The 25381-nt window shown below is 63.2% G+C and carries 23 protein-coding genes, 1 tRNA gene and 1 riboswitch; of the genes, 13 read left to right on the top strand and 11 right to left on the bottom strand.

Annotated features, from left to right (window positions below; all coding sequences use genetic code 11):
- The first annotated feature begins 5 nt into the window (after positions 1 to 5).
- The 4 genes from D3791_RS04120 to D3791_RS04105 all read left to right on the top strand — a co-directional run bounded on the left by D3791_RS04120 (position 6) and on the right by D3791_RS04105 (position 6190).
- Positions 6 to 2060: a bifunctional copper resistance protein CopD/cytochrome c oxidase assembly protein gene (locus tag D3791_RS04120; protein ID WP_172511353.1), complete on the top strand. Its 2055-nt coding sequence runs from the start codon at positions 6 to 8 to the stop codon at positions 2058 to 2060.
- Positions 2053 to 2796 (top strand): hypothetical protein, encoded by a 744-nt coding sequence (locus D3791_RS04115; protein WP_172511352.1) that lies wholly within the window; start codon positions 2053 to 2055, stop codon positions 2794 to 2796. Before D3791_RS04120 ends, D3791_RS04115 begins: the two co-directional genes overlap by 8 nt.
- Before the next feature lie 125 nt (positions 2797 to 2921).
- On the top strand, positions 2922 to 4826 hold the full coding sequence (locus D3791_RS04110) for an NHL domain-containing thioredoxin family protein (protein WP_425483141.1): 1905 nt from the start codon (positions 2922 to 2924) through the stop codon (positions 4824 to 4826).
- A 113-nt stretch (positions 4827 to 4939) separates the two neighbouring features.
- Positions 4940 to 6190 carry an MFS transporter gene (locus D3791_RS04105; RefSeq protein WP_022874338.1) on the top strand — a complete coding sequence of 417 codons (1251 nt, stop codon included), beginning with the start codon at positions 4940 to 4942 and terminating at the stop codon, positions 6188 to 6190.
- Here the strand turns inward: D3791_RS04105 and D3791_RS04100 are convergent, their stop codons facing one another.
- From D3791_RS04100 to D3791_RS04065, 8 genes are all read right to left on the bottom strand, one after another.
- Positions 6191 to 7213, bottom strand: a complete 1023-nt coding sequence (locus tag D3791_RS04100; protein WP_172511350.1) for a hypothetical protein — start codon at positions 7211 to 7213, stop codon at positions 6191 to 6193.
- A gap of 63 nt (positions 7214 to 7276) precedes the next feature.
- Complete coding sequence (locus D3791_RS04095) at positions 7277 to 8827, bottom strand: helicase HerA-like domain-containing protein (protein WP_172511349.1); 1551 nt, start codon at positions 8825 to 8827, stop codon at positions 7277 to 7279.
- Positions 8828 to 8845: 18 nt separating this feature from the next.
- The gene (locus D3791_RS04090) at positions 8846 to 9613 is read right to left on the bottom strand and encodes an amino acid ABC transporter ATP-binding protein (protein WP_061954288.1); all 768 of its coding nucleotides are present in this window, start codon (positions 9611 to 9613) and stop codon (positions 8846 to 8848) included.
- Positions 9600 to 10265, bottom strand: a complete 666-nt coding sequence (locus tag D3791_RS04085) for an amino acid ABC transporter permease (protein WP_172511348.1) — start codon at positions 10263 to 10265, stop codon at positions 9600 to 9602. Before D3791_RS04085 ends, D3791_RS04090 begins: the two co-directional genes overlap by 14 nt.
- An 82-nt stretch (positions 10266 to 10347) precedes the next feature.
- On the bottom strand, positions 10348 to 11157 hold the full coding sequence (locus D3791_RS04080; RefSeq protein ID WP_022874333.1) for an amino acid ABC transporter substrate-binding protein: 810 nt from the start codon (positions 11155 to 11157) through the stop codon (positions 10348 to 10350).
- Positions 11158 to 11244: 87 nt separating this feature from the next.
- A complete protein-coding gene (locus D3791_RS04075; RefSeq protein WP_172512893.1) occupies positions 11245 to 12174 on the bottom strand; it encodes an AEC family transporter in 930 nt (309 codons plus the stop codon).
- Between the two features lie 69 nt (positions 12175 to 12243).
- Positions 12244 to 12314, bottom strand: a tRNA-Gly gene (locus D3791_RS04070).
- Positions 12315 to 12409: 95 nt separating this feature from the next.
- Positions 12410 to 12901, bottom strand: a complete 492-nt coding sequence (locus D3791_RS04065) for an SseB family protein (protein WP_022874331.1) — start codon at positions 12899 to 12901, stop codon at positions 12410 to 12412.
- 111 nt (positions 12902 to 13012) lie between these two features.
- Between D3791_RS04065 and D3791_RS04060 the strand changes: the two genes are divergently transcribed.
- The gene (locus D3791_RS04060) at positions 13013 to 14719 is read left to right on the top strand and encodes a fumarate hydratase (protein ID WP_028268372.1); all 1707 of its coding nucleotides are present in this window, start codon (positions 13013 to 13015) and stop codon (positions 14717 to 14719) included.
- Between the two features lie 180 nt (positions 14720 to 14899).
- Positions 14900 to 15241 carry a hypothetical protein gene (locus tag D3791_RS04055; RefSeq protein WP_152485454.1) on the top strand — a complete coding sequence of 114 codons (342 nt, stop codon included), beginning with the start codon at positions 14900 to 14902 and terminating at the stop codon, positions 15239 to 15241.
- A gap of 6 nt (positions 15242 to 15247) precedes the next feature.
- Here D3791_RS04055 and D3791_RS04050 read toward each other — a convergent pair whose 3' ends face one another.
- A complete protein-coding gene (locus D3791_RS04050) occupies positions 15248 to 16114 on the bottom strand; it encodes a M15 family metallopeptidase (RefSeq protein ID WP_172511347.1) in 867 nt (288 codons plus the stop codon).
- Positions 16115 to 16328: 214 nt separating this feature from the next.
- Here D3791_RS04050 and dcd point away from each other — a divergent pair, with 214 nt between their 5' ends.
- Positions 16329 to 16910, top strand: coding sequence for a dCTP deaminase (dcd, locus tag D3791_RS04045; protein WP_028268371.1), 582 nt, complete (start codon positions 16329 to 16331; stop codon positions 16908 to 16910).
- Between the two features lie 64 nt (positions 16911 to 16974).
- On the opposite strand, the gene D3791_RS04040 is transcribed toward dcd, so the two are convergent.
- Entirely contained in the window at positions 16975 to 18279 is a 1305-nt protein-coding gene (locus D3791_RS04040; RefSeq protein WP_052165172.1) for an MFS transporter, read from the bottom strand.
- A 246-nt stretch (positions 18280 to 18525) separates the two neighbouring features.
- Here D3791_RS04040 and D3791_RS04035 point away from each other — a divergent pair, with 246 nt between their 5' ends.
- Genes D3791_RS04035 through mnhG form a run of 6 tightly spaced genes read left to right on the top strand, consistent with a single transcriptional unit; the run spans position 18526 to position 24850 of the window.
- Positions 18526 to 21495 (top strand): Na+/H+ antiporter subunit A, encoded by a 2970-nt coding sequence (locus D3791_RS04035; protein WP_172511346.1) that lies wholly within the window; start codon positions 18526 to 18528, stop codon positions 21493 to 21495.
- Positions 21492 to 21941 (top strand): Na(+)/H(+) antiporter subunit C, encoded by a 450-nt coding sequence (locus D3791_RS04030; protein WP_022874324.1) that lies wholly within the window; start codon positions 21492 to 21494, stop codon positions 21939 to 21941. Before D3791_RS04035 ends, D3791_RS04030 begins: the two co-directional genes overlap by 4 nt.
- Positions 21938 to 23542 (top strand): Na+/H+ antiporter subunit D, encoded by a 1605-nt coding sequence (locus tag D3791_RS04025; RefSeq protein ID WP_022874323.1) that lies wholly within the window; start codon positions 21938 to 21940, stop codon positions 23540 to 23542. Before D3791_RS04030 ends, D3791_RS04025 begins: the two co-directional genes overlap by 4 nt.
- Before the next feature lie 8 nt (positions 23543 to 23550).
- Complete coding sequence (locus D3791_RS04020) at positions 23551 to 24183, top strand: Na+/H+ antiporter subunit E (protein WP_172511345.1); 633 nt, start codon at positions 23551 to 23553, stop codon at positions 24181 to 24183.
- Positions 24180 to 24446: an MrpF/PhaF family protein gene (locus D3791_RS04015; RefSeq protein ID WP_022874321.1), complete on the top strand. Its 267-nt coding sequence runs from the start codon at positions 24180 to 24182 to the stop codon at positions 24444 to 24446. The genes D3791_RS04020 and D3791_RS04015 overlap by 4 nt, the downstream gene beginning before the upstream one ends.
- Entirely contained in the window at positions 24446 to 24850 is a 405-nt protein-coding gene (gene mnhG, locus D3791_RS04010) for a monovalent cation/H(+) antiporter subunit G (RefSeq protein WP_172511344.1), read from the top strand. Before D3791_RS04015 ends, mnhG begins: the two co-directional genes overlap by 1 nt.
- 67 nt (positions 24851 to 24917) lie before the next feature.
- On the opposite strand, the gene D3791_RS04005 is transcribed toward mnhG, so the two are convergent.
- Complete coding sequence (locus D3791_RS04005) at positions 24918 to 25169, bottom strand: DUF4235 domain-containing protein (protein WP_022874319.1); 252 nt, start codon at positions 25167 to 25169, stop codon at positions 24918 to 24920.
- Between the two features lie 73 nt (positions 25170 to 25242).
- A riboswitch (TPP riboswitch) is annotated at positions 25243 to 25366 on the top strand.
- Positions 25367 to 25381: the final 15 nt, after the last annotated feature.

The following is a 25381-nucleotide window of genomic DNA, read 5'->3' as shown; positions in this document are numbered from 1 at the left end:
AGGATATGGATACAGCACAGCGCACGGTTTCAGTCACCCGCTTCATCCTGCCCGGGCTGCTCGCTTCCGCGGTGGTTTTCCTGGCCGCGGTGATGTTCACCGGCATTGCCCGCCCGGCCGAATTGGCCGACCCGGGCTCCTTTGTGCGCTGGAGCCTGCCGATCGCCCGAGCGATCCACCATTCGTCCATGTCAGTGGCCATTGCCTCGCTGATCTTCGCCGCCGCGATCCTGCCGCGCAGCATCAAGGTCACCCGCGATGCCTCCGGCGGGGACCACCCGGCCTTCACCCGCGCGATGAATATCGCTGCCGGTTCGGCGGTGCTGTGGACCCTGTCGGCGGCGTCCGTGATGGTGCTGACCTTCTGGGATCTGGCCGGGCTGCCGATCAACTTGGACGCGCAGTACTCTGCGGCCATCCTCGACTACATCCTTTCCATCACCACCGGCCGGGCGTGGGCCTGGATGGTGGTGATCGCCGCGGTGGTCAGCTCGCTGGCCCTGGCGGTCCGCTCCAAGACCGGGGTGGGCGCCACCGCCTTCTTCTCCCTGTTCGGCATCCTGCCGCTGGCCTTCATCGGCCACGCCGCCGGGGGAGATGACCACTTCGCCGCGGTGAACTCCATCGGCCTGCACCTGCTGGCCGTGGTCCTGTGGTTCGGCGGGATCATCGTTCTGGCGCTGCTGGCCCCGACGCTGACCGGACAAGCTCCCGGCCGCCAGCGCGGCCAGGTGCTGGCCGGAGTGGTGCTGCAGCGCTATTCGGCGCTGGCGATGTTCGTGGTATTCCTGATCATCGGCTCCGGCCTGGCCTCGGCGGTCATCCGCATCACCAGCTGGGAGCAGTGGCTGACCCCGTACGGCACCCTGGTGATCGTGAAGCTCGCGATCACCCTGGTGCTGGGCCTGCTGGGCCTGGCCCACCGCCGCTTCGTGATCCCGAAGCTGTTGGCCGGGCAATACAGCGCCCTGCGTTCGGCCTGGCAGATCGTGCTGGGCGAAGTAGTCCTGATGGCCTCGGTGATGTCGGTGGCCGCCGTGCTGGCGCGCACCGCACCTCCCACCTCCGATGAGGCCCCGGCGCAAACCACCCCGGCGCGGCTGCTGACCGGCTACGACCTGCCGCCGGCCCCGGATACCGCCAGCTGGTTCACCACCTGGCGGATGGACTGGATCTGGGTGGCCGTGTGCCTGTTCGGGCTGGCCGCCTACCTCTGGGCCTTCATCACCCTGGCCCGGCGCGGGGACAAGCCCAGCGTGGTGCGCCTGGTCAGCTGGCTGATCGGCCTGTTCGCGCTGTTCTACGTGACCAGCGGCGGCGTGGCGGTGTACGGCAAGATCCAGTTCTCCACCCACATGGTCGACCACATGTCGCTGACCATGATCGTGCCGATCTTCCTGGTGCTCGGCACCCCGATCACCCTGCTGCTGCAGGTGCTGCCGGCGCGCACCGACGACACCCGCGGCCCGCGCGAATGGATCCTCTTCCTGGTGCATTCGCGCTACTCCAAGGTCATCACGCACCCGATTTTCGCGGCCGTGAACTTCGCCGGGTCGATCGTGGTCTTCTACTTCACCCCGATCCTGGAACCGGCCATGCTCTACCACGCGGGCCACGAGCTGATGAACCTGCACTTCCTGCTCACCGGCTACCTCTTTGCGCTCTCGCTGGTGGATGCCGATCCGATCCCGAAGCGCTACCCCTACCCGATGCGACTGGTGGTGCTGCTGGCCACCGTCGCCTTCCACGCCTTCTTCGGCGTGGCGCTGATGAGCACCGAAACCCTGCTGGCCCCGGACTACTTCGGCAATATGGGCCGCACTTGGGGCGGCACAGCCCTGGAAGACCAGGTGGTCGGAGCCGGGGCGATGTGGGCGATCGGCGAGGTGCCCACGTTGGTGCTTGCCATCCTGGTGGTCGTCTCCTGGCTCAAGCAGGACAAGAAGGACACCAAACGCTATGACCGGCAGGCCGATCGCGACAACGACGCCGAGCTGGAAGCCTACAACGCGATGTTCGCCCGCTACAACCAGGCCGATAAGAGGAACCCGAATGCCTAAACGACTCACCGTTTCCCTGGCCCTGTGCGCCGCGCTGGCCCTGAGCGCCTGCTCGTCCACCGAGGCCCAAATGCCTGATGACCAGACCCACAAGATCGCCGCCGAGGGCACCGCCAGCCCGAGCCCCAGCGCATCGCCGCAGGATCTGACCACCGCCGAAGTGGCCACCACCGCCGGCGCGGTGCTGGCCAGCCAGCTGGGCTTCCCGAGCAGCGCCAAGATCCAGGGCAAGGACCTCGAAGCGCTGTCCACCCCGCCCACCGATACGCTCAAGGACATCGTGGTCCTGCCGGCCCAGTGCTCGGCACCGATCAACGACCTGAACTGGTCGCCGGTGCAGCTGGGCACCGAAGCGGCCCGCACCGACTTCACCAACGAGAACCAGTCCATCACCGGATCGGTGGAAGTGGCCAAGCTCGGCAAGGACGGGTCGGCCACGGTGGCATCGCACAACAAGAATGTGCGCACCATCCTGGACCAGTGCAAGTCCGCCAAGCTCAACGGGATGGACTACACCGAGACCCTGAAGTTCTCAGACCCCAAGGTCGACTCGCTGGATTCGGCACTGTACTACAGCCGCGATGGGCAGTACGCCCAGAATTCGCTGGTGCTGATCAAGACGACCAAGGAGTATGCGGTGATGGTCTCCTTCCTCTCCACCAACCCGCTGTCGGATGCGAAGTTCAACAAGGTGGCTGGCAGCGTGATGGACGCCGCCATCGCCCAGCTGCCCTAGCGGAATAGAAGCAGGCTGGGGCCTGTTGCACCTCAATGTTCCTTAACACCGTTTAGTACTGCACCGGGCCGTGGCCGATAATGAAGTTCTACCTGCCGTGCCACGGCACTTGCGAAAGGATGACCATGAGCGCAACCGAATCCGTCCGCGCCAATTACAAGGTGCGCGCCAGCGAACTGCTGGGCCGCAACTGGCTGAATACCGGCGGTAAACAGCTGGACCTTGAAGCCCTGCGCGGCAAGATCGTGCTCCTGGACTTCTGGACCTTCTGCTGCATCAACTGCCTGCATGTGCTCGACGAACTGCGCCCGCTGGAGGAGCAGTACTCCGACGTGCTGGTCACCGTGGGTGTCCACTCGCCGAAATTCGAGCATGAAGCCGACCCGGATGCGCTGGCCGCCGCCGTGGAACGCTATGAAATCCATCACCCGGTGCTCGATGATCCTGAGCTGGTCACCTGGCAGGCCTACGGCGCCCGCGCCTGGCCAACCCTGGTGGTGCTGGACCCAGAAGGCTACATCGTCGCGCACCTCTCCGGCGAAGGCCACGCCCAGGGCCTGGGCTCTCTGGTCGAAGAACTGATCGCCGAGCACGAGGCCAAGGGCACCTTGCACCGCGGCAACGGCCCCTACGTGGCTCCCGAAGCCCGCGAAGGCGACCTGCGCTTCCCGGGCAAGGCCATCGCCCTGGCCAACGGCAACTTCCTGGTAGGCGACTCCGGCCACCACCGCCTGGTGGAACTGGATGCCGGCTTCGAAGTGGTGCGCACCATCGGCTCGGGCACCAAGGGCTACGCCGACGGCGATGCTGACACCGCGCAGTTCAACGAGCTGCAGGGCCTGGCCGCGCTGCCTGCGGAGCTGGCCGCCGAGGTGGGCTACGACGTGGTCGTCGCCGACACCGTCAACCACCGCCTGCGCTCGGTCAACCTGTCCACCGGCACGGTGGGCACCCTGGCCGGCAACGGCGTGCAGCGCCTGCTGGACTCGGAAAACGCGCGGCAGGAAACCCAGCCTACCGATCTGGGCACCGACGCCAAGAACATTTCGCTTTCCTCCCCGTGGGATGTGCTCTACCACCCATCGGGCAAGGTCATCATCGCGATGGCCGGCACCCACCAGATTTTCGCTTTCGACCCGCGCACTTCTGCCGTCTCGGTCTTCGCCGGAACCGGCCTGGAAGGCCTGAACGACGGCAAGCCCGACGAGGCCTGGTTCGCCCAGTCCTCGGGCCTGGCGCTTTCGGGCGAGAACGTGTGGATCGCCGACTCGGAAACCAGCGCACTGCGCTGGATCGAAGTCCAGGACGGCGAAGCCAAGAGCGTGAACACCGCGATCGGCACCGGCCTGTTCGACTTCGGCTTCCGCGACGGCGAAGCGCAGCAGGCTCGCCTGCAGCACCCGCTGGGCGTGGCAGTCCTGCCTGATGGCTCGATCGCGATCGCCGACTCCTACAACGGGGCCGTGCGCCGCTTCGACCCGGCCACCAAGACCGTATCCACCCTGGCCAAGGGGCTGAAGGAACCAGCCGACGTGCTGGTGGACACTTCCGTGGATGGCGATCCGGTGCTGCTGGTCGTGGAGACCAATACCCACCAGCTGGTGCGCATCCCGATTCCTGCCGAGGCCTTGGTGATCGACGAGGGTGCCAGCCAGACCCAGCGCCCCAAGACCAAGGTCCAGGCCGGCAACCACGAGATCGTCGTGCGCTTTGCCGCTCCGAAGGGGCAGAAGCTCGACGACCGCTGGGGCGACCCAACCCAGCTGAAGATCTCCTCCAGCCCCGAAGAGCTGCTGCTTGATGGCGGCGGAACCTCGGTGGGCCTGACCCGCACCCTGACGCTGAACCCCGAGGTGGCCGACGGCGTGCTGCACATTACCGCCCGCGCGGCGGCCTGTGATGGCGAGCCCGGCGGCGAGATCCCGGATCACGCGGCCTGCCACCTGTACCAGCAGGACTGGGGCATCCCAGTGGTGCTGGATGCCGACGGCGAGAACGAGCTGCTGCTCGATTTGCGCGGAGTGAACTAGCTCGCGCGTTGCCATGAACCTCACAGCGGGGAATGCAGAGGAAACCTCAGCATTCCCCGCTGTGCCGCATTAGACTGAAGTGCGGGAGGCACCGGAGAGATCCGGTAGAAGTTATGGCTACGAAGATGTTCAGGGCGCTGGAAATACCCAACTACCGGCTGTGGATCGTTGGGGCACTGGTTTCCAATATCGGCACCTGGATGCAGCGCGTGGCCCAGGACTGGCTGGTGCTGACCGAACTGACCAACCACGACGCCGTCGCCACCGGCATCACCACCGGGCTGCAATTCCTCCCCGTGCTTCTCCTGGCCCCCTACGCGGGCCTGATCGCCGACCGCTTCAACAAGCGCCACGTGCTGATGGCGACCCAGAGCTTCATGGGGCTGTGCGCGCTGATCCTCGGGCTGCTGGTGGTCACCGATACCGCCGAGCTCTGGCACGTGTACGTGCTGGCAGGATTGCTGGGCATCGGCGCCTCCTTCGACGCCCCGGCCCGCCAGGCCTTCGTCTCCGAAGTCGTCCCCGGCTCCCACCTGGCCAACGCCGTGGCGCTGAACAGTGCCAACTTCAACCTGGCCAGGCTGGCAGGGCCGGGCATCGCCGGGGCGGTGATCGCCCTGGTCGGCACCGGGCCGGCCTTCCTGCTCAACGGCGGCTCATTCCTGGCGGTGATCACCTCGCTGGTGTTCATGCGCAAGGACGCATTGCACCCGACCAAACCGGTGGCCCGCGGCAAGGGCCAGGTGCGCGAAGGATTGCGCTACGTCAAGAGCCGCAAGGACCTGCTGCTGATCTTCTTCCTGGCCTTCATCATCGGCACCTTCGGCCTGAACTTCCAGCTGACCAACGCGCTGATGGCCACCGAAGTCTACGGTGTGGGCGCGGGGGAGTACGGAATCCTGGGCAGCATCATGGCGGTGGGAACCTTTGCCGGGGCGCTGCTTGCGGCCCGGCGTTCGGCACCTCGCTGGCGCTATCTGATCGGCGGCGGGGTATTCTTCGGAGCGGCAGCGCTAGCCAGCGCCTGGATGCCCAATTACCTGCTCTTCGCGATCATGCTCATCCCGGTGGGCTTGGGCGCGTTGACCTTCCTTAACAGCTGCAACACCATGGTGCAGATGTCGGTGCCCTCGCAGTATCGCGCCCGCGTGCTGGCGCTGTACCTGATGGTGGTGCAGGGCGGAACACCGATAGGCTCGCCGCTGGTGGGATGGTTCGCCGAACTCTTTGGAACGCAGATGGCGGTATCCATCGGGGCGGTGCTGTCCTTGGGTGCCAGTTTGCTGGCGCTGTTCACCTGGCAGAAGTTCAAGACCAATGCGGTGCCGCTGCGCAGCCAGTTCCGCGAACTGCTCGGACGCTAGCTACTGCGCGCCCTGCTCGCCGCCGGCCACCGGAACCACCGAAACCTCCGAGGTGCTCGTGGTCAATTGCGCGGTGAAGGAGTAGGTGTCCTTCACGGTCTTCTTTTCCTTGGCGCCGGTGCGCAGGTCCTGCTCGGTCAAGGTCAGCGAAGCGCTGGTCGTCAACGGGGAGAGCACCCAGGCGCCGTTGTAGTAGCTGACGTCGATCTTCGGGTACTTGGTGATGTCCCATTTGATGCTCGACGAATCAACGCGGGCCGAGGTGTTGTACGCGAAGGGGCAGCCCGAAGGCATCAGGACCTGCTGGCTGGCGCAGCCATCGAGGTACTTTTTGACCTTGGAGTTGATCGAGGAGATGAAGGCCTTGGTCGGCTCGGTTTTCAGAGCGATCTCCACCGGATCAGCAGCCGGCGCGGTCACCACCACGCCACGGGTATCGGCGGCGAAGTTCTTGGTGCTGAAGCTGGCGTCGAGCACCGATGGGTAGAAGACCGGAAGGGTGGATACCCCGGCCTCCAGCGGGATCTTCTGCTCGTTCACGCTGACTTCATTGACCGTGTTGGCTTTGATCTTCACGGTGGGCAGGGTGGATGGCTCGAACTCCCACTGATCGAAGAACAACCACGACTTGCCGGTATGGCGCAGCGTGAAGGTGGACTGCTGATCCACGCCTGTGGCCTTGTAATGCGCGGTTACGGTGCGCAGTTCGCCATCGCGCTGAACCGGCTGCGGCTTGTCGGTGCTGAAATCCGTAATGCCTGACTGGGTGCGCTTGAGCACCTCTCCGTCCAGCGCCACCGCGTCACCCTTCGGCACCTGGGCCTTGAGCAGGCCCAGCGCTTGGGCGCCCTCGCCATTGGCGAGATGGCGCTGCAGGACCTTGACCTCGTGGGCCGGGGAGAACAGCGTGCGATTGGCGATCATTATGCCGGCAACAGCCAGAACGAGCACCGCCACCGCGGCAAGGGTCCAACGAAGGGCCAAGCGGGTGGCGGTGATCGGCGTGGAGTTAGGAGTCTTCATCAGTAGCTAGGCTATCTGGTTTCGGGCCCCAGACTGTAACTGGCCGGTAAAAAACGGCGGGTCTTACCAACGGCGGCGGCGCTTGCGGTTGCCGAACATTCCACGCAGCAGTTCGCGGCCGATCATCGACGCGGCATCCATGGCCATGTCCATCATCGGGTTCGGCTGGGCAGGCGCCTGGCGTTGGCGAGGGGCCTCGGAGCGCTGGGCTTCAGCCGGCGCTTCTTGCTGCTGCGCTTCGGCGGGTGCTGGTGCAGATGCCTCGGCAGTCTTGGCTTCGAGCATTTCGCGGGCCGACTCGCGGTCCACTGCGGTGGCGTAGCGCGCGGCCAGCGGCGAAGCCTTCATATTCTCTTCCAGGACTTCAGGGGAGGCCGGGCCGATGTTCGAACCTGGCGAGGACATCTTGGTCCACGCCACCGGGGTCGGTGCGCCATTCTCGCTGAGCACCGTAATCACCGCTTCGCCCACGCCAGCCTGGGTGAGCGCTTCTTGCAGGTCCACCCCGTTGGCCGGGAAGGTCTTGATGATCTGCTTGAGCGCACTCTGGTCCTTGGCGGTGAACACGCGCACCGCATGCTGGATGCGGTTGCCGAGCTGGCCGAGCACCTGGTCGGGAAGGTCGGTCGGGGACTGGGTGATGAAGAACAGCCCCACGCCCTTGGAACGGATCAGGCGCACGGTGTTGATGATCGCGTCGGTGAAGGCCTTGGTGGCGTCCTTGAACAGCAGGTGCGCCTCATCGAGGAAGAACACCAGCTTCGGCTTATCCAGATCGCCGACTTCAGGCAGGTCCTCGAACAGGTCCGCCAGCAGCCACATCAGGAAGGTGGAGAAGAGCATCGGCTGCTGGTTCACCGACGGCAATTCCAGCACGTTGATCACGCCGCTGCCTTCGCGCACCTGCAGGAAGTCGGCGGTATCGAATTCCGGCTGGCCGAAGAACTGGTCCAGGCCCTGGGACTGCATGATGGTGATGCCACGCAGGATCACCGAGGCGGTCGCCGCGGTCACTCCGCCGATGCCCTTGAGCGCTTCGGCGCCTTCCTCGCTGACCAGGAAGCTGATGACGGCCTTCACGTCATTGAGGTCATCCAGCGGAAGGTTGTTGGAATCGGCGTAGTGGAAGATCAGCTGCAGGCATTCCTCCTGTGTTTCATTCAGTTCCAGCACGCGGGCCAGCAGGATCGGGCCGAAGGCATCAACGCTGGCGCGTACCGGGGTGCCGTGCGCTCCCTCGCCCAGGGAGAGGAACTCCACCGGGTTGGCGCGGGGCGAGAATTCCTTGCCCATTTCCGCCAGGCGCGCGGTCAGCTTCTCGGAGCCTTCGCCGGCCTGGACCAGGCCGGAGAGGTCGCCCTTGATGTCGGCGAGGAAGACCGGAACACCGGCCTTGCTCAGCTGTTCGGCCATCAGGTGCAAGGTCACCGTCTTGCCGGTACCCGTGGCGCCGGCGACCAGGCCGTGGCGGTTGAGCATCTTCAGCGGCAGCCGGATCGGTGCTGTGGGTTCGGGCTTGCCGCCGATCAGGGCGACGCCTAGCTCGAGGCTCTCGCCGGGGAAGTTGTAGCCTTCGATGAGGCTGGTCAGCAATGCATTTGTATCCTGGGTCATAGCTTTACTCTATGCTTTCTAGAACGGGTGCAAAAGACGTTGGACGAAGGCTTGTGTACGGGGATTTGCCGGAGTGGACAGAACTTGGGCCGCCGCGCCGGTTTCCACGACCACCCCGCCATCCATGAAGACCACGGTATCGGCCACATCGCGGGCGAATGCCAGCTCATGCGTCACCAGCACCATGGACCAGCCCTCCTGGGCCAGCTCCTTGATCACGCTGAGCACCTCGCCAACCAGTTCGGGATCCAGCGCGCTGGTGGGTTCATCAAAGAGCAACAGATCCGGCTGCTGCATCAGCGCGCGCACAATGCCCACGCGCTGCTGCTGTCCGCCGGACAGCGAATTCGGGTAGGCATCGGCCTTGGACCCCAAACCCACACGATCCAGGAGTTTGCGTGCTTCCTCCAGGACCTGGGCGCGGGCGCGCTTTTGGACTTCGATGGGCCCGATGGTGACGTTCTGCAGCACCGTGAGGTGCGGGAAGAGATGGTGTCCCTGGAACACCATCGCCGAACGATCGCGCAGGATCTGCGCCGACTTGGGCTTGGTCTTGGCATCAAACTGAACCTGCGGCCCGCCGTCGAAGCCGACGGTTCCCGCATCGGCGATTTCCAACCCGTTCAGGCAGCGCAGCGCGGTGGTTTTGCCGGAGCCCGAAGGACCGATCAGGGCCACGACTTCGCCTGAGTGCACGGAGAAGTCGATGCCCTTGAGCACCTGGTTCTCGCCGAAAGCCTTGTGCAGGCCGGTGACGCTGAGCAGGGTCGAATTACTTGGCGACATACTTTTCCAGCCTTCCTTCAGCTGAGTTCTGCAGGGCCGAGAGCAGCAGGCAGATGACCCAGTAGATCGCGGCCGCCTCGCAGTACAGGAGCAGGAACTCGTAGGTCGAGGCCGTGATTTCCTGGGCCTTGCGGAACATTTCGGTGACCAGGATGGTCGAAGCCAATGAGGTGTCCTTCACCAGGGAGATGAAGGAGTTGGACAGTGGCGGGATGGCCACGCGGGTGGCCTGGGGCAGGATCAGCCGGTACAGGCTGCGCGTGCGCGACATGCCCAGGGTGTATCCGGCTTCCCACTGCCCGGCCGGGACCGAGAGGATCGCGGCGCGGATGATTTCCGCGGCGTAAGCGCCGATATTCAGGCTGAAGGCGATGATCGCGCTGGGCCACGGGTCAATGGTGATGCCCAGGGTGGGCATGCCGTAGAAGATGACGAACAACTGCACCAGCAAGGGAGTGCCGCGGACGATCGAGATGTACACCCGGGCGAAGCCCGAGAGCACCGGGTTCTTGCTGATCCGCATCAGCGCCATGAGCAGGGCGATGACCAGTCCGAGGGCGAAGCTGATCAGTGCCAGCGGAATGCTTGCGGTGATTGCGCCCTTGGCCAAGGGCCAGAGCGAATCGATAAATAACTGCCAATTCGAATCCATGAGCTACCTTCGAGACAAACGAGACTGGCCCCACGCTTGGTACGTGTGGAGCCAGTCTACTGTTTCACTTGGGATACTGCGGTTATTTGCTGACGTCTTCGCCGAAGTACTTTTCGGAGATCGAGGCGAGTTCGCCATCCTTGCGCAGCTCGTCCAGCGCGTCATCGATGGCTTCCTGCAGGTCCTCGGAGCCCTTGCGCAGGGTGACCGCGGATTCGCTCTTGTCCTCGGACTCGGCAGCGATCTTGATGCTGTCATCCGGGTTGGTCTTCTGCGCGTCAAGGAAGGTCAGCTTGTCGTTGACGGTGGCATCAACGCGGCCCTGCTTGAGCAGGGTGACCGACTGGGCCCATCCTTCAACTGGTTCGATGGTGGCGCCGGCGGCCTTGGCGGCTTCGTAGAAGCTGCTGGTCAGCGACTGCGCGGTCTTCTTGCCCTTGAGCGAGTCGAACGAGGTGATGTCAGTGTTATCGCTCTTGGTGACAACCACGCCTTCGGAGACGGTGTATGGCTGCGAGAAGAGGTACTTCTTCTCGCGTTCAGGGTTGATGGCCACCTGGTTGGCGATGGCGTCGAAGCGTCCGGCGTCCAGGCCGGCGAAGATCGCGTCCCACTGGGTTTCCTGGAACTTGACCTCGACACCCATCTTTTCGCCGACGGCCTTGATGACCTCGACGTCGTAGCCGGTCAGGTCGCTTCCCTCATGGAAGGAGAAGGGGCGGTAGGTGCCCTCGGTGCCAACGGTCAAGACGCCGGCATCCTTGACCTTCTGCAAAGCCGAACCGCTCTGCTCGGATGACGAGGATTCAGCGGAGCCGCCCGACGAGCCGCAAGCGCTCAGGGATAGGGCAAGAATTGCGGCAGTAGCCAGCAGGGGAACGGTGCGCTTCATGGTGACCTCATTCAAAGGGGATTGATAATGCTCTAGTCCTAACAACAGTCTAGAGACTTCCGCTTATTCCGAAGCTCAAAAGTTACACTAAATTCCCAGCACAAGCGCAAGCACCATCATCAAAGGGATCGCGCAGATGGTGGTGATGAGCACGGTGTCCTTGGCCACGATCACGCCTTCGTTGTAGCGGGAGGCCGTCACGAAGATATTCTGCGCGGTGGGCAGCCCGGCCATGATGACCGAGGCGACCAGCATTTCTCCGCGCAAGCCGAAGACCAAGTAGGCCAGAACCCAGGCCAGCGCCGGGTGGATCAGCAGCTTGGCCGCGGTGCCGACCAGCACGTCGGCGCGGCGGCCAGACTTCTTCTCCAGCGGCTTGGAGCCGACCAGCGAGATGCCGAAAGCCATGAGCATGCAAGGGATCGAAGCCCCGGCAATCAGGTCGATGGGTTCGAGCACGATCGAGGGAAGCTTGAATCCGGTCAACGCAATGACAAGGCCGAGCATGGAGCCGATGATCATCGGGTTCTTCGCGGTGGCCACCAGCAATGCCAGCGGGGTGGTGCGGTGGCGCGAGGTGGAGGCGTCGAGCATCGCCAGATTGATCGGCTGGTACAAGGCCAGCTGGAACAGGATGATCGGTGCGGCGAAAGACGCATCGCCGAGCACATACAGCGCAATGGGCAGGCCGAGGTTCGCCGAGTTCACGGTGGAGGCGGACATCGCGGCGATGATCCGCTCAGAGGCTGAACGCTTCAGCCAGCGCGCAGTGGCCAGGTAGTACACCACCGCGGTGAGGGCGGCGGAAATGGCGGCCACCCACAACAGCGGCCCGAGGACGGCGACCGGATCGGACTCGGCCAGGGTGGTGAACAGCAGGGCCGGGCTGGCCACGAAGAAGGTGACGCGGCTCAGGACATTGCGTCCCTGATCGCCCAGCACTCCGGTGCGTCCGACCAGGTAGCCGACGGCAATGACCACCCAGATGATGGAGAAGCCTTCGAGGACTCCGGTCATCATGCTCCTTGGGTCGGCCTGATACAAATAAAACGCCGGGGCACCTGGTGGTACCCCGACGTCAGTGCGAGCGGGCGACGGGAATCGAACCCGCGTATCGAGCTTGGGAAGCTAGCGCTCTACCATTGAGCTACGCCCGCAGGTGCACCGAGCGGCCTAATGACGGCTCGGGCAACAAAAGCATATCCCACGAATCTGGCCTGCCGGTAAACGGCGCGAATAATCGTGGGGAAAGTTACGCCTGCTCGCCAGATTTCTGGTTCAGCATCTGCTGCTTCAAAATGGCCACTCCATCTGCGGGTACTTCGAAGCTCAGCTCATCGCCCGGGTTCACCACGAAGCCGGTGTTCTCCAGCGCGCGGACCACGGTGGCGCCCTGGACCTTCACACCGTATGGCGCCATGTCGATGTAGCTGGAAGGGATGCGCTCCAAGGTGGTGAATACGGCCACCACTGCTTCGCCGGCCGGGTTGGTCAGCAGCATCGGCTGGGCATTCTTGTTCTCTTCGGTGACCTCTTCACGGGAGAGGAAGTACACCTCGGCGCTCATGAAGGCGCCGATGACCGAGCCGGAGAGCTCCGGTTTGTTAAGACCGGCCTGCAGCATCATTTCGAAGTGGGTTTTCGGCTTGGCGCGGTGCTGGTCCATCGGAGTTTCGATGATCGCATCCGGGGTTTGGGTTGGATCTTGGCCATCTCGCGCAGCTGGGGTGTTCTCGGTGCTCATGTACTACAGCATGTCGTGATAAAGCCTGTGGTGCAAACGCCGAATGCGGGAAAATCGGAGTGAAGGCATAAAATGGCAGACGAGCATCCACGATTGAATCAAGGACAGAGCATGCCTGAATTCCGTTATGAGGATCTTCTGCCAATTGGCGAAGATGCAACCCCATACCGCAAGATTTCCTCCGAAGGCGTCGAGGTCGTCGCCGGTCCGGATGGAAAGAACTTCCTGAAGGTCGCGCCAGAGGCTTTGGAGCAGCTGGCCGAGACCGCACTGCACGACATCTCGCATTACCTGCGCCCCGCCCACCTGCAGCAGCTTCGCAACATCCTCGACGACGAGGAAGCCAGCCCGAACGACAAGTTCGTCGCCCTGGACCTGCTGAAGAACGCGAACATCGCCGCCGGAGGCATCCTGCCAATGTGCCAGGACACCGGTACCGCGATCGTCATGGGCAAGCGCGGCCAGCGCGTGCTCTCCGAAGAGCAGGATGAGATCTCGCTCTCGCGCGGCATCTACAACGCCTACACCAAGCTGAACCTGCGCTACTCGCAGCTGGCTCCGATCACCACCTGGGAAGAGAAGGCCACCGGCAACAACCTCCCGGCGCAGATCGACCTGTACGCCAATACCAAGGACGGCGCTGACACCAGCTACAAGTTCCTATTCATGGCCAAGGGCGGCGGATCGGCCAACAAGTCCTTCCTGTACCAGGAGACCAAGGCCATCCTCAACGAGAACTCCATGCTGAAGTTCCTCGATGAGAAGCTGCGTTCCCTGGGCACCGCCGCGTGCCCTCCATACCACCTGTCCATCGTCATCGGCGGCACCAGCGCCGAAATGGCATTGAAGACTGCCAAGTACGGTTCGGCCAAGTACCTGGACTCGCTGCCGACCGAAGGCGCCATGACCGGCCGCGGCTTCCGTGATACCGAGCTGGAAGAAAAGGTCCTGGAACTGACCCGCCACTTCGGCATCGGCGCGCAGTTCGGCGGCAAGTACTTCTGCCACGATGTGCGCGTGGTCCGCCTGCCTCGCCACGGCGCTTCCATGCCAGTGGCCATCGCAGTGTCCTGCTCGGCTGACCGCCAGATGCTGGCCAAGATCACTGAAGAAGGCCTGTTCGTGGAGCAGCTGGAAACCGATCCAGCCCGCTTCATGCCAGATGAGAACCACCCGGCCATCGCCGCCCACGACGATGAGACCGATGGCGTCACCGGCACCGGCGGCAGTTCCGTGGTGAAGATCGACCTGAACAAGCCAATGGATGAGATCCTGGCTGAACTGACCAAGTTCCCGGTCAAGACCCGCCTGTCGTTGACCGGCCCGCTGGTTGTGGCTCGCGATATCGCGCACGCCAAGATCAAGGAACGCCTGGACGCCGGCGAAGAAATGCCGCAGTACCTCAAGGACCACCCGGTCTACTACGCAGGTCCTGCCAAGACCCCAGAGGGCATGCCTTCGGGTTCCTTCGGCCCGACCACCGCAGGCCGCATGGACTCCTACGTGGATCAGTTCCAGGCTGCAGGCGGTTCGATGGTCATGCTGGCCAAGGGCAACCGCTCCAAGCAGGTCACCGATGCCTGCAACACCCATGGTGGTTTCTACCTGGGTTCCATCGGCGGCCCGGCAGCGCGTCTGGCCCAGGATTGCATCAAGAAGGTCGAAATCCTCGAATACGAGGAATTGGGCATGGAAGCGATCTGGAAGATCGAGGTCGAGGACTTCCCAGCCTTCATCGTGGTTGATGACAAGGGTGAGGACTTCTTTGCTGAGACCTTGAAGCCAACCTTCACCGGCATCCCGGTTCGCGCCAAGTAGGCTTCGAGCGCCACACCAAAGGACTGCCAGCAGTGTTGCACTGCTGGCAGTCCTTTTGCGATTCCTAGCCGATGCACAGGCGCAGATCGTGGCGAAGAACGGAATTCGCCCGGTTGCCTTCGGTAGAATTCATGATGCTTTGCAAGCGCAGAAGCCATTACCGGGATGAAGGGCAGGACTGTGAGACGACTACTCGTCGTGAATGTGCTGCTGGGCATCCCCGGGATTATCTACTACTGGATGCTCAGCCTCGTGGTGCTCAGCGACCCCTTGACCACATGGGGCCGGGAAGCCAAGGATTTCTACGAAGCACATTCGATCTTTCCCGCTGAGGTAGTGCTCGGCCCGCCGCTGGCCATCGGCACCATTATCTGGGTGCTCTCCAACGTGAATCTGATCTACCGCAGGAAGCATACCGGGGCCTGCCAGAAAACCAGCGGCAAGTTCCTGCACTGGGCCATGGCACTGGTGGCGTCGCTGATTCCGACCGTCGTCTACCTGGCCCTGGCCGCGTTCTTCTAAGCGCCCTTATTTTTCGGTGAAGCCGAAGCCCCAGTCACGGTAGGGCGGCAAGAAGCGAAGAACCAGAAGGTCATCTTCCTTCACCACGCCGTGGCCCGCTTCCTTGGCATCCTTCTGAGAATCCTTTTCAGCTTCCTTAGGCGCCTCTTCTTCCTCGGCTACCGCCGAAGCTTCCGCCTTGGGCGCCTTGAGGGATTCACTGAGCATCTTCACGTACTCTTCGTACGTTTCAGCACCGGATTCAGCCAAGGCCTTGGCATGCTCTTTGCCGATGTAGCGCACATGCCACGGTTCGTACTTGTAGCCGGTGATCTCTTCCTTGCCCTGGGGGTAGCGAATAATCAGGCCGTAATCGTTGGCATGCTCGGCAATCCAGATGCCGGCTGGAGTCTGGCCGAATGCTTCCTTCAGCTCGGCCTGGCTGCTGGTGTATCCAAGGTCGGCAGCCAAGCCCAGCTGGTGCTCGCTGGTGCCCGGGCGAGCGGAAATCCGTTCAGCATATGCGGTTCCGTACTTGGACTGGTACTGGTTGAACAGTGCTGCCTGCCGCGAATAGGAGCGGTAGGCGCTGAGCAGCTTGATGGAATGCCCCGCCGCACGGGCGTCTGCGATGAGGTCTTCCACGGCGTCCGCCGCTTCAGGCCGCAGAGTCAATCCGGTGCCGCCAACGCTGACCAGGTTGGTCGGGGTGTAATCGACCGGCGAAAGCTGGGTCGTCGGGTTGATCAGAGCCAGCAGGCTCGAAGCGTCCGAAAGCTCAGAGCTTTCAACCGCAGGCAGGTCGTCGGCAGGCGCAGCCAGCGCTGCCGGAACAGCGGAGAGCAGCAGTGCCGAGGCAAGTACGGTGCCAGTCAGCGCAGAGGCTAGACGCATGATGTAGTAAACCCTTGTGTCGCGAAGTGATGAAAAGGGGCGAACCCTACATCAACGATAGCCCGGATTACTGGGGAAGTAATGGGAAATCCATCACTGCCAGGGTGAACAAAACGTGGCTTTCCGAGAATCGGGAGGTTGCCGAGGATAAGAAAACCTACATATTTGCTCGAAGAGTTCAATGATTGGGCCTGCACACGATAAATTTGGAGGCGTGTTGTATTCAGATGGTGACATTCGTCGAGAAATAGCGTCCGGTGAGATTGGGCTTGAGCCCTTTGACCCGAATATGGTCCAGCCCGCATCCGTGGACGTTCGCATTGACCGGTTCTTCCGGCTTTTCGACAACCACAAATATGCGCACATCGATCCGTCCGTGGAACAAGATGAGCTCACCCGCCTGGTCGAGGTCGACCCGGACGAGCCATTCATCCTGCACCCGGGCGAATTCGTGCTCGGTTCGACCTACGAAGTGGTGACCCTCGGGCACTCCGTGGCAGCCCGTCTGGAAGGCAAGAGCTCGCTAGGCCGCCTGGGCTTGCTCACCCACTCCACCGCTGGATTCATCGACCCGGGCTTTTCCGGCCACGTGACCTTGGAACTGTCTAATATGGCGACCTTGCCGATCAAGCTGTGGCCTGGTTCGAAGATCGGGCAGTTGTGCTTCTTCAAGCTGACTTCCGCCACCGAGCACCCATATGGCTCGGGCCCGTACGGCAACCGCTACCAGGGGCAGCGCGGGCCAACGGCATCACGCAGCCACCTGAACTTCCACCGAACGGACATCGAAAGCTAAATGAAATAATGGATCGGCCCCGAAGCGGGGCCGATCCATTGTTTTAACCCCTGTCGCGAGAAGCTCAGGCCTCGGACTTCTGCGGCGAGCGGATCGGCAGCAGCAACAGCAAGCCAAGAGCCAGCACCACGAGGATGCCCAGGATGCCGAAGCGCTGGGCGCTGCCCGAAGCGACCAGGGGAGTGGCCAAGGCGATGGACAGGCCGAACAGCCCGGGCGCCAAGAAGGAAACGGCTCGGCCGGTGGTGGCGTACAAGCCGAAGAGCTCGCCCTCGCGCCCCTCGGGGATCAGCCGGGAGAGATAGGAGCGCGAGGCCGCCTGGGCGGGTCCGACGAACAGGCACAAGAGCAGGCCGAAGATCCAGAATCCGCTGGCTTCGGGGGAGAGGAAGACCCCGGCCCCGGCAACCAGCAGCCCGATGAGCGCACCGCAGATCACCATCTTGGGGCCCAGCACATCGTCCAGTCGTCCGCCCAGGACCGCGCCGAGCGCAGCCACGAGGTTGCCGACGATCGCGAAGATGATCACTTCGGAGGGTGCGAAGCCGAAGGTTCCGGCGGCGATCACCCCGCCGAAGGTGAAAATCGCGGCCAGCCCGTCGCGGAAGACTGCAGATGAGCACAGGAAGAAGAGCAGGTTCCGGTCGCTGCGCCACAGGTTCTTGATGGTCGCGAACAGCACCTTGTAGGAATCCTTCAGCGGAATCTTCACCGCGCTGGCCGCAGGGGATTCAGGGATGATGAAGAACAGCGGCAACGCGAAGACCAGGCACCAGGCCGCCGAGAAGATGGCAATCAACCGCAGGTTCAAAGAGTTCTCGGTGGAGGCACCGGGCCACTGCACGATGGGTTCGACAAAGCCGAAGAGCACCAGCGCCAAGGCGAGGATGCCGCCGACGTAGCCCATGCCCCAGCCGAAACCGGAGACCTTGCCGACCGTGGCCTTGGTGGAGATCTGGTTCAGCACAGCGTTGTAATTGACCCCGGCGAACTCGCTGACCACTGACATCAACGCAATGAGGATGGCGCCGAACCACAGGAACGCCGGATCCGGGTAGACGAAGAAGCAGGCCGCGCATATGGCCACGAGGATCAGCGTATTGACCACGATCCACAGCTTGCGCCGGCCGGCGGCATCCGCGCGCAGCCCGGTAACCGGCACCAGGAACGCGATGGCCAGCCCGCCCACGGTCAAGGCCTGGGAGAGCACCAGCGAGGCGTGGTCCTTGTCGCCGAAGAGATCGCTGGTCAGGTACACGGTGAACACGAAGGTGATCATGACCGCGTTGATGGCTGCTTGGCCCCAGTCCCAGCTGGCCCAGGCCCAGGTGTACTTGTTGAGCCATTTTTCGCTGACCGGCGGTGACATCGGCTGATTGATCGACATGCTCGAATGGTACCCGTTGCGCTCGAACCCTGAATGAACTCCACACACGGAAATGGAACATTCCAGTGTAAAAGCCCAAAATCAGCTGACCGCGGAAACTGCGGAAAATATGACCGGAACGACACATTCCACGGGATCGGCCACCGCCCGGCTGATAAAATTACAGGTGCAGACTATTTTTTCGTGGTCATCGCACTCTGCCCAACCCCCAGTCGACAGAGGAGACACGTGCTAGTTATTCTCACTGCGCTGTTCGTGACCGCCTTGTTGTGCCCGATGCTCTTCCGGGCACTGAAACGAAACGCCTTTTATGTGGTGGCGGTCGTGCCTGCAGTGGGATTCATCTGGCTCTTGACCCAGCTTCCCGCAGTTCTTGCCGCCGACAATTCCCTGGCCAATGGCGCGCCAAACGCCCCGCCATCCATCAGCATCCAATGGATCCCGGGGCTGAACATCGGATTGAACTTCCGCATGGACTCCCTGGCGGCCACCATCTTGCTGCTGATCCTGGGTGTCGGAGCCCTGGTGCTGTTCTATTGCGCCCGCTACTTCAAGAACGATGACCCGCAGATCGGTGGCTTCGCCGCCAAGATGGTCGCCTTTGCCGGAGCGATGACCGGCCTGGTCACCGCCGACGACGTGATCGTCATGTTCGTCTTCTGGGAAATCACCTCCGTCCTGTCCTACCTGCTGATCGGCTTCAACCAGGCGCTGATCACCGCACGCCGTTCGGCGATGAACGCGTTGATCATCACGACCCTTGGCGGGCTGGTGATGCTCGCCGGCATCCTGATGCTCGGCACCAAGGCCGGAAGCTACCAGCTGTCGGAGATCATGGCCTCCGCGGACCAGCTGGTCGCCCTGGGCACCTACACGGATGTGGCGGTGGCGCTGATTATCGTGGGCGCCATTTCCAAGTCGGCACTGGTGCCATTCCACTTCTGGCTGCCCGGCGCTATGGCCGCGCCGACCCCGGTCTCCGCCTACCTGCACGCCGCCGCGATGGTCAAGGCCGGTGTCTACCTGATCGCGCGCCTGGCACCGGGCTTCGCCGAGACCAGCCTGTGGGCTCCGATGACTGTGGGCATCGGCATCCTGACCATGCTCATCGGCGGCTTCCGGGCGCTGAAGCAGTACGACCTCAAGCTCATCCTGGCCTTCGGCACCGTCTCCCAGCTCGGCTTCATCATCGCCATCTTCGGCTTCGGCACCCCGGAAGCCGCCTTCGCTGCCCTGGCCATGACCCTGGCCCACGGTCTGTTCAAGGCGACCCTGTTCCTGAGCGTGGGCATCATCGACCACAACACCGGTACCCGCGATATCCGCAAGCTCAGCGGACTGCGTCGGGCCATGCCGATCCTGACCGGGGCCGCCGGAATCGCGGCCGCCTCGATGGCCGGGGTCCCGCTGCTCTTCGGCTTCGTCGCCAAGGAAGCGGTCTACGAATCAGCGCTGCACCTGCACACCGGGTGGGGGCCGATAGCCCTGGCCGGCCTGGTGCTGGGCGCCGCGTTGACCATGGGCTACTCGCTGCGATTCTTCTTCGGCGCATTCGGCGTGAAAAAGCATTCGGTGCCCGCACTGAAATGCAAGGCGCCGACGCTGATCTTCCTGGCCCCGCTGCTGGTGCTCTCGGCCCTGACCCTGTTCCTCGGCGTGTACCCGCAACTGGTCGAACCGCTGATGATCCACTGGTCGGCGGCCCAGGGCGGACCGGGCAAAATGCACCTGCTGCCATTTGCCGGGTTCAACCCGGCACTGGGATTGAGCGCCATCTCGGTGAGCCTGGGCGTGGCCTTCTACTGGATCCGCCGCCGAACCGACACCGGAGCTCCGCTTCGCCGCATGATGACCTCGGCCGAGGAGATCTACCGCATGTCGGTGAACGCGCTGGATATGGCTGCGATTTGGATCACCGGCCGCACCCAGCGTGGTTCGCTGTCCTTCTACCTCGGAGTGATCCTCGGCGTGGTGCTGGTGATCCCGCTGGGCATCGCGCTGACCGTGGCCACCCCGTGGCCATCGACCTGGATCATTGCCGATCATCCGGCGCAGATCCTGATCGGCGCCATCATCATCGCCGGCGCCGTGGTGGCCATCATCGCCCCGAAGCGTTTCATGGCGGTGCTGATGGTTTCGGTCACCGGCTACGGCATGGTCGCGATCTTCGCGCTGCAAGGCGCCCCGGATCTGGCGCTGACCCAGCTGCTGGTGGAGACCATCGTGCTGGTCTCCTTCGTACTTGCACTGCGCGCGCTGCCGAAGCGGCTGTGGGGCGGGGTGGCCCGGATCAAGTGGGGCCGTGCCGTGATGGCGATCGCCCTGGCGGTGATGGTGGTCTACATTGCCATCGCCATGATGGGGGCCCGGCAGGAAGCGAGCATCTCGCTGGCCTGGCCGGATCTGGCCTACCACGAGGGCTACGGCAAGAACATCGTGAACGTGGCACTGGTCGATATGCGCGTCTGGGATACCTTCGGGGAAATCACCGTGCTGGCCGCGGCAGCCACCGGCGTGGCCTCGCTGATCTTCGCCGGCCGCAGCTTCGGCAGCCGGGTGCGCGCCCAGGACGTGGCCCCGGGAAGCATCGACTCGGGATCCGAAGCCATGGGCGGCAAGGAGTCGAAGGAAGTGGAGCTGCGGATCGCCCGCCGCTTCGCCTCCAGCGGCAACCAGGACTGGCTCATGGCCGGCAGCACCTTGGTGGCCGAACGGCGTTCCATCATCTTCGAAGTGGTCACCCGGCTGATGTTCCACTCGGTGCTGGTCCTCTCGGTCTACACGCTGCTCACCGGGCACAATACCCCCGGTGGCGGATTTGCCGGCGGCCTGATCGCCGGCCTGGCGCTGACCATCCGCTACCTGGCCGGCGGGCGCATCGAGCTCTCCGAATCGATCCGGGTCGCCCCGGGCATGCTGATCGGCGGCGGTATCGCCCTGGCGGGCTTGGCAGGGATCGTGCCGCTGCTGCTGGGCGATGAAATCTTCACCACCTACGCCATGGAATTCTGGTTCTTCGGCGAGCACAAGTTCGTCACCTCCACCGTCTTTGACATCGGCGTGTACCTGGTGGTGCTGGGCCTGGTGCAGGATGTCCTGCGTTCCCTGGGCAGCGAGATCGATTCGCTCTCCGAAGGACGCAGCCCGGTGGACCGCCATGACTTTGTTGAAGCATCACGGACAGGAGTTGGACGATGAGCGTGAACATCACCTTCCTCGTGATCACCGGGGTGCTGCTGGCAGCCGGATTCTATCTGGTGCTCGAACGCACGCTCACCCGCGTGCTGCTGGGCATCATGCTGCTGGGCAACGGCATCAACCTGCTGATCCTCACCAGCGGAGGACGGCGCGGTGTCGCCCCGCTCTTCCAATCGGGGCTGGCGGCCGAGGAATATTCGGACCCGCTGCCGCAGGCGCTGATCCTCACGGCCATCGTGATCACCTTTGCGGTTACCGCCTTCCTGCTGGCGATGATCTATCGTTCATGGACGCTGACCAGCGCTGATGAACTGGCGGATGACACCGAAGATATCAAGGTCTCGCAGAAGACCGCTTACGACGAAGAGGAAGATTCGCCGGTGGCAGAGGACACGACCGAATTCGTCGATGAAGAAGGCCGCCCAGTGCGCGAGGGGGAAGAGTGAATTTTCTGGACTTGGCACCCCTTGCGGTCGTCCTGCCGATCATCGGCGCCGGCGCCGCGTTCCTGGCCCGACGCCAGGTGCGCACCCAGCGGCTGATCACCATCGGTGTCCTGTGCCTGACCCTGGTGCTGGAAGCCGGGATGCTCGCGACCGTGTGGGGCGGGGAAAGCTACGCCATCCACATCGGCGGCTGGGATTCGCCCTTCGGCATCGCGTTGATGGTCGACGGCTTCAGCTCCTTCATGCTGCTGATCTCCACCCTCGTCTCGCTGGCCGTGCTCTTCTTCGCCACCAGCCAGGGCTTGGCCGACGGCGAAGAACCCGGCCCGGTCTCGGTCTTCCACCCGGCCTACCTGATCCTGCTGGCCGGCGTGTCCAACGCCTTCTTGGCCGCCGACCTGTTCAACCTGTACGTCGGGTTCGAAATCCTGCTGACCGCCAGCTACGTGCTGCTGACTCTGGGCGGCACCGCCGAGCGCATCCGCGCCGGTACCACCTATGTGGTGGTGTCCGTGGTGTCCTCGGTGATCTTCCTGATGGCCATCGCCATGACCTATGCCGCGACCGGCACGGTGAACATGGCCGATCTGGCGGTGAAGCTGCCGGAACTGGACCAGGGCCCGCAACTGATTTTGCATGTGCTGCTGCTGATTGCCTTCGGCATCAAGGCCGCGGTGTTCCCGCTGTCCCTGTGGCTGCCTGACTCCTACCCGACGGCGCCCGCACCGGTGACCGCGGTATTCGCCGGTTTGCTGACCAAGGTCGGCGTCTACGCGATCGTGCGCACCGAAACGTTGCTCTTCCCGGGCGGGGTGGTCAATGCCGGGCTGCTTGTGGTGGCGGCGCTGACCATGGTCATCGGTATCCTCGGCGCACTGGCGCAGACGGACTTCAAGCGCATGCTCTCCTTCACCCTGACCAGCCACATCGGCTACCTGATCTTCGGTGTGGCCGTCGGGGGACCGCTGGCCATCGCCGCGACCATCTACTACGTCGGGCACCACATCATCGTGCAGACCTCGCTGTTCATGGTGGCCGGATTGATCGAACGCCGTGCCGGAAGCTCGAATGTCACCAAGCTCGGCTCGCTGGCCAAGCTTTCCCCGGCCCTGTCGCTGCTCTTCTTCATCCCTGCGATCAACCTCGGCGGCATCCCCCCGTTCTCCGGATTCCTCGGCAAGTTCGGCTTGCTCCATGCCGCAGTGCAGGATGCCGACCCGCTGACCTGGGCTGTGGTGGGCGCCGGATTGCTAACCAGCCTGCTGACCCTGCTGGCGATCATCCGCGTGTGGGCCCGCATCTTCTGGCGTCGGGCCGCTGATGCCGAGGTGCCCAACCAGGAACTGGTGGACGAAGCGGCTGCGGTCGCGGCCGAAACCGTTGCCGGAGGGGCGCAGAACCCTTCCCTAGGCATGAAGCTCGCGAAGGAATTGGAAGCGAAGTCCTTGCCGTGGGGCATGCGCTACGCCACCGGATCGCTGGTTGCCGCAGGCATTGCGCTGACCATTTTTGCCGGGCCGATCTTCGAGTTCTGTGAACGAGTCGCCGCGGAGCTGATCGCCCGTGAAGCCTACATCACCGCGATCTTGCCACTTGGATAGGAGGGACGATGCCGACTAAGAATTTGAAACCTCGCGACCAGCGTATTGATGACGCGCTGGATACCTCTGGCGTGCGCCACCGGGCGACACTCAAGCAGGAATGGCCGCTGCTGGCCCTGCTGCTTTTTGTGTGGTGCGCTCTGTGGCAGGACTTCTCGCCGGCGAACCTGATCTTCGGCGCGATCATCTCGCTGCTGATCGTCACGCTCTTCCCGCTGCCTCCGGTGGTGCTCTCGGGACGCATGAACGCCTGGTACTGCCTGCAGCTGTTCTTCTGGTTTGTCGGCCAGGTGTTCGTGGCCAGCTTCGAAGTGGCCAAGCTGGCGGTCTTCCGCGGGAAAAAGACTCGCAGCGGCGTGATCGCGGTTCCGTTGCGTACCGACTCGGACCTGATCGTGACCACGGTCGGCCATGTGCTGACCTTGATCCCGGGGTCCTTCGTCATTGACGTGGATCGCAGCTCCTCCACCTTGTACCTGCACTACATCAACATCGAATCCCAGCAGGATATGGACCGCGCTCGCGAAGCGGTGCGGGATATCGAACGCCGGATGATCATGGCGATCGGCAGCCGCGATGAATTCGACGCGATCAAGCACGAATGCGGACCCAACCTGATGCGAATGAGGGGCAAGAAATGATGGAAATCGTGATGTGGATCTGCGGCATCATGCTCGGCCTGGCCACCCTTGCCTGTGTCATCCGCGTAGCCAAGGGCCCCTCGATCCTGGATCGCGTGCTGGCCCTGGACGTGATGCTGCTGATCATCTCTGTGGCCCTGTGCCTTGAGATGGTCTACAACCGGCACACGGACTACCTGCTGTTCGTCATCGCCGCCTGCACCCTGGGCTTCATCGGCTCGGTCACCGTCTCGCGCTACGTTTCCGATCAGAGGAATGCCTGATGGAGATGTTCTTGGATATCCTCGTCGCGGTGCTGCTGATCCTGGGCTGCCTGATGTCGCTGATCGCCGGGATCGGCCTGCTCACCTTCCCCGATATGCTCACCCGCATGCACGCGGCCACAAAGCCGCAGGTCCTCGGATTCCTGCTGATCTTCGCCGGGCTCGCGATCCACCTGCGCAGCTGGGCTGTGGTGCCGCTGCTTCTCCTGGCTTGGGGCATGCAGCTGTTGACCGCTCCGGTATCGGCCCACATGATCGGCCGTTCGGGCTACCGCACGAAGCACGCGGCCAAGGACTCGCTCTACGCCGATGAGCTCAAGCAGATCGTCGACAAGGTCAGCGGCACTCCGGCCACCGGCGCCACCGACGTCTCGTCGAAGCAAGCGGAGAAAACCGAAGACTAGAAAGCACAAGTCTAGAAAGCACAAAGGCGGCGTCCCACCCATGGTGGGACGCCGCCTTTGACGAGTACTACTTGCTGAAACGCGCGACGACCTTGTTGGTGCCACGGTCTGCCAGCACCTGGATGGTGGCGGCCACAATGGATGAGAAGATCGCAAATCCGAGAGCCTGGCGCAACGAGGCCTCAGCCGCTTCTTCGCTGCCCTTGCGGGGAGCCTTGTTTCCGGTAAAACCCTTCCACAGCTGATCAACCAGCTTGCTGCCGACAAAACCGGCGCCGATGGAAATACCCGTGGTGGCAAGTTTCTGCACTGTATTCATTTTGCCCTCGCTTCAACGTCGTGACTTATCGTTCCTCTGCCCAGCATACCTGCGGTATGGTAGGTGGGCAGTAATTTTCCGACAGGGGAGCGTCAGACTTCGAAACTGGAGTCGCAAGACGCTGAGAGTGCGATAGATCGCAGACCCTCGAACCTGCTCCGGCTAGTACCGGCGAAGGAAGTCGAGCATCTCGGATGCGGACGTGGGCGCAG

Source organism: Glutamicibacter mishrai (assembly GCF_012221945.1).
Classification (GTDB): domain Bacteria; phylum Actinomycetota; class Actinomycetes; order Actinomycetales; family Micrococcaceae; genus Glutamicibacter; species Glutamicibacter mishrai.
The sequence above is the reverse complement of the archived record's forward strand: the minus strand, read 5'-3'. Positions and strand labels throughout refer to the sequence as shown.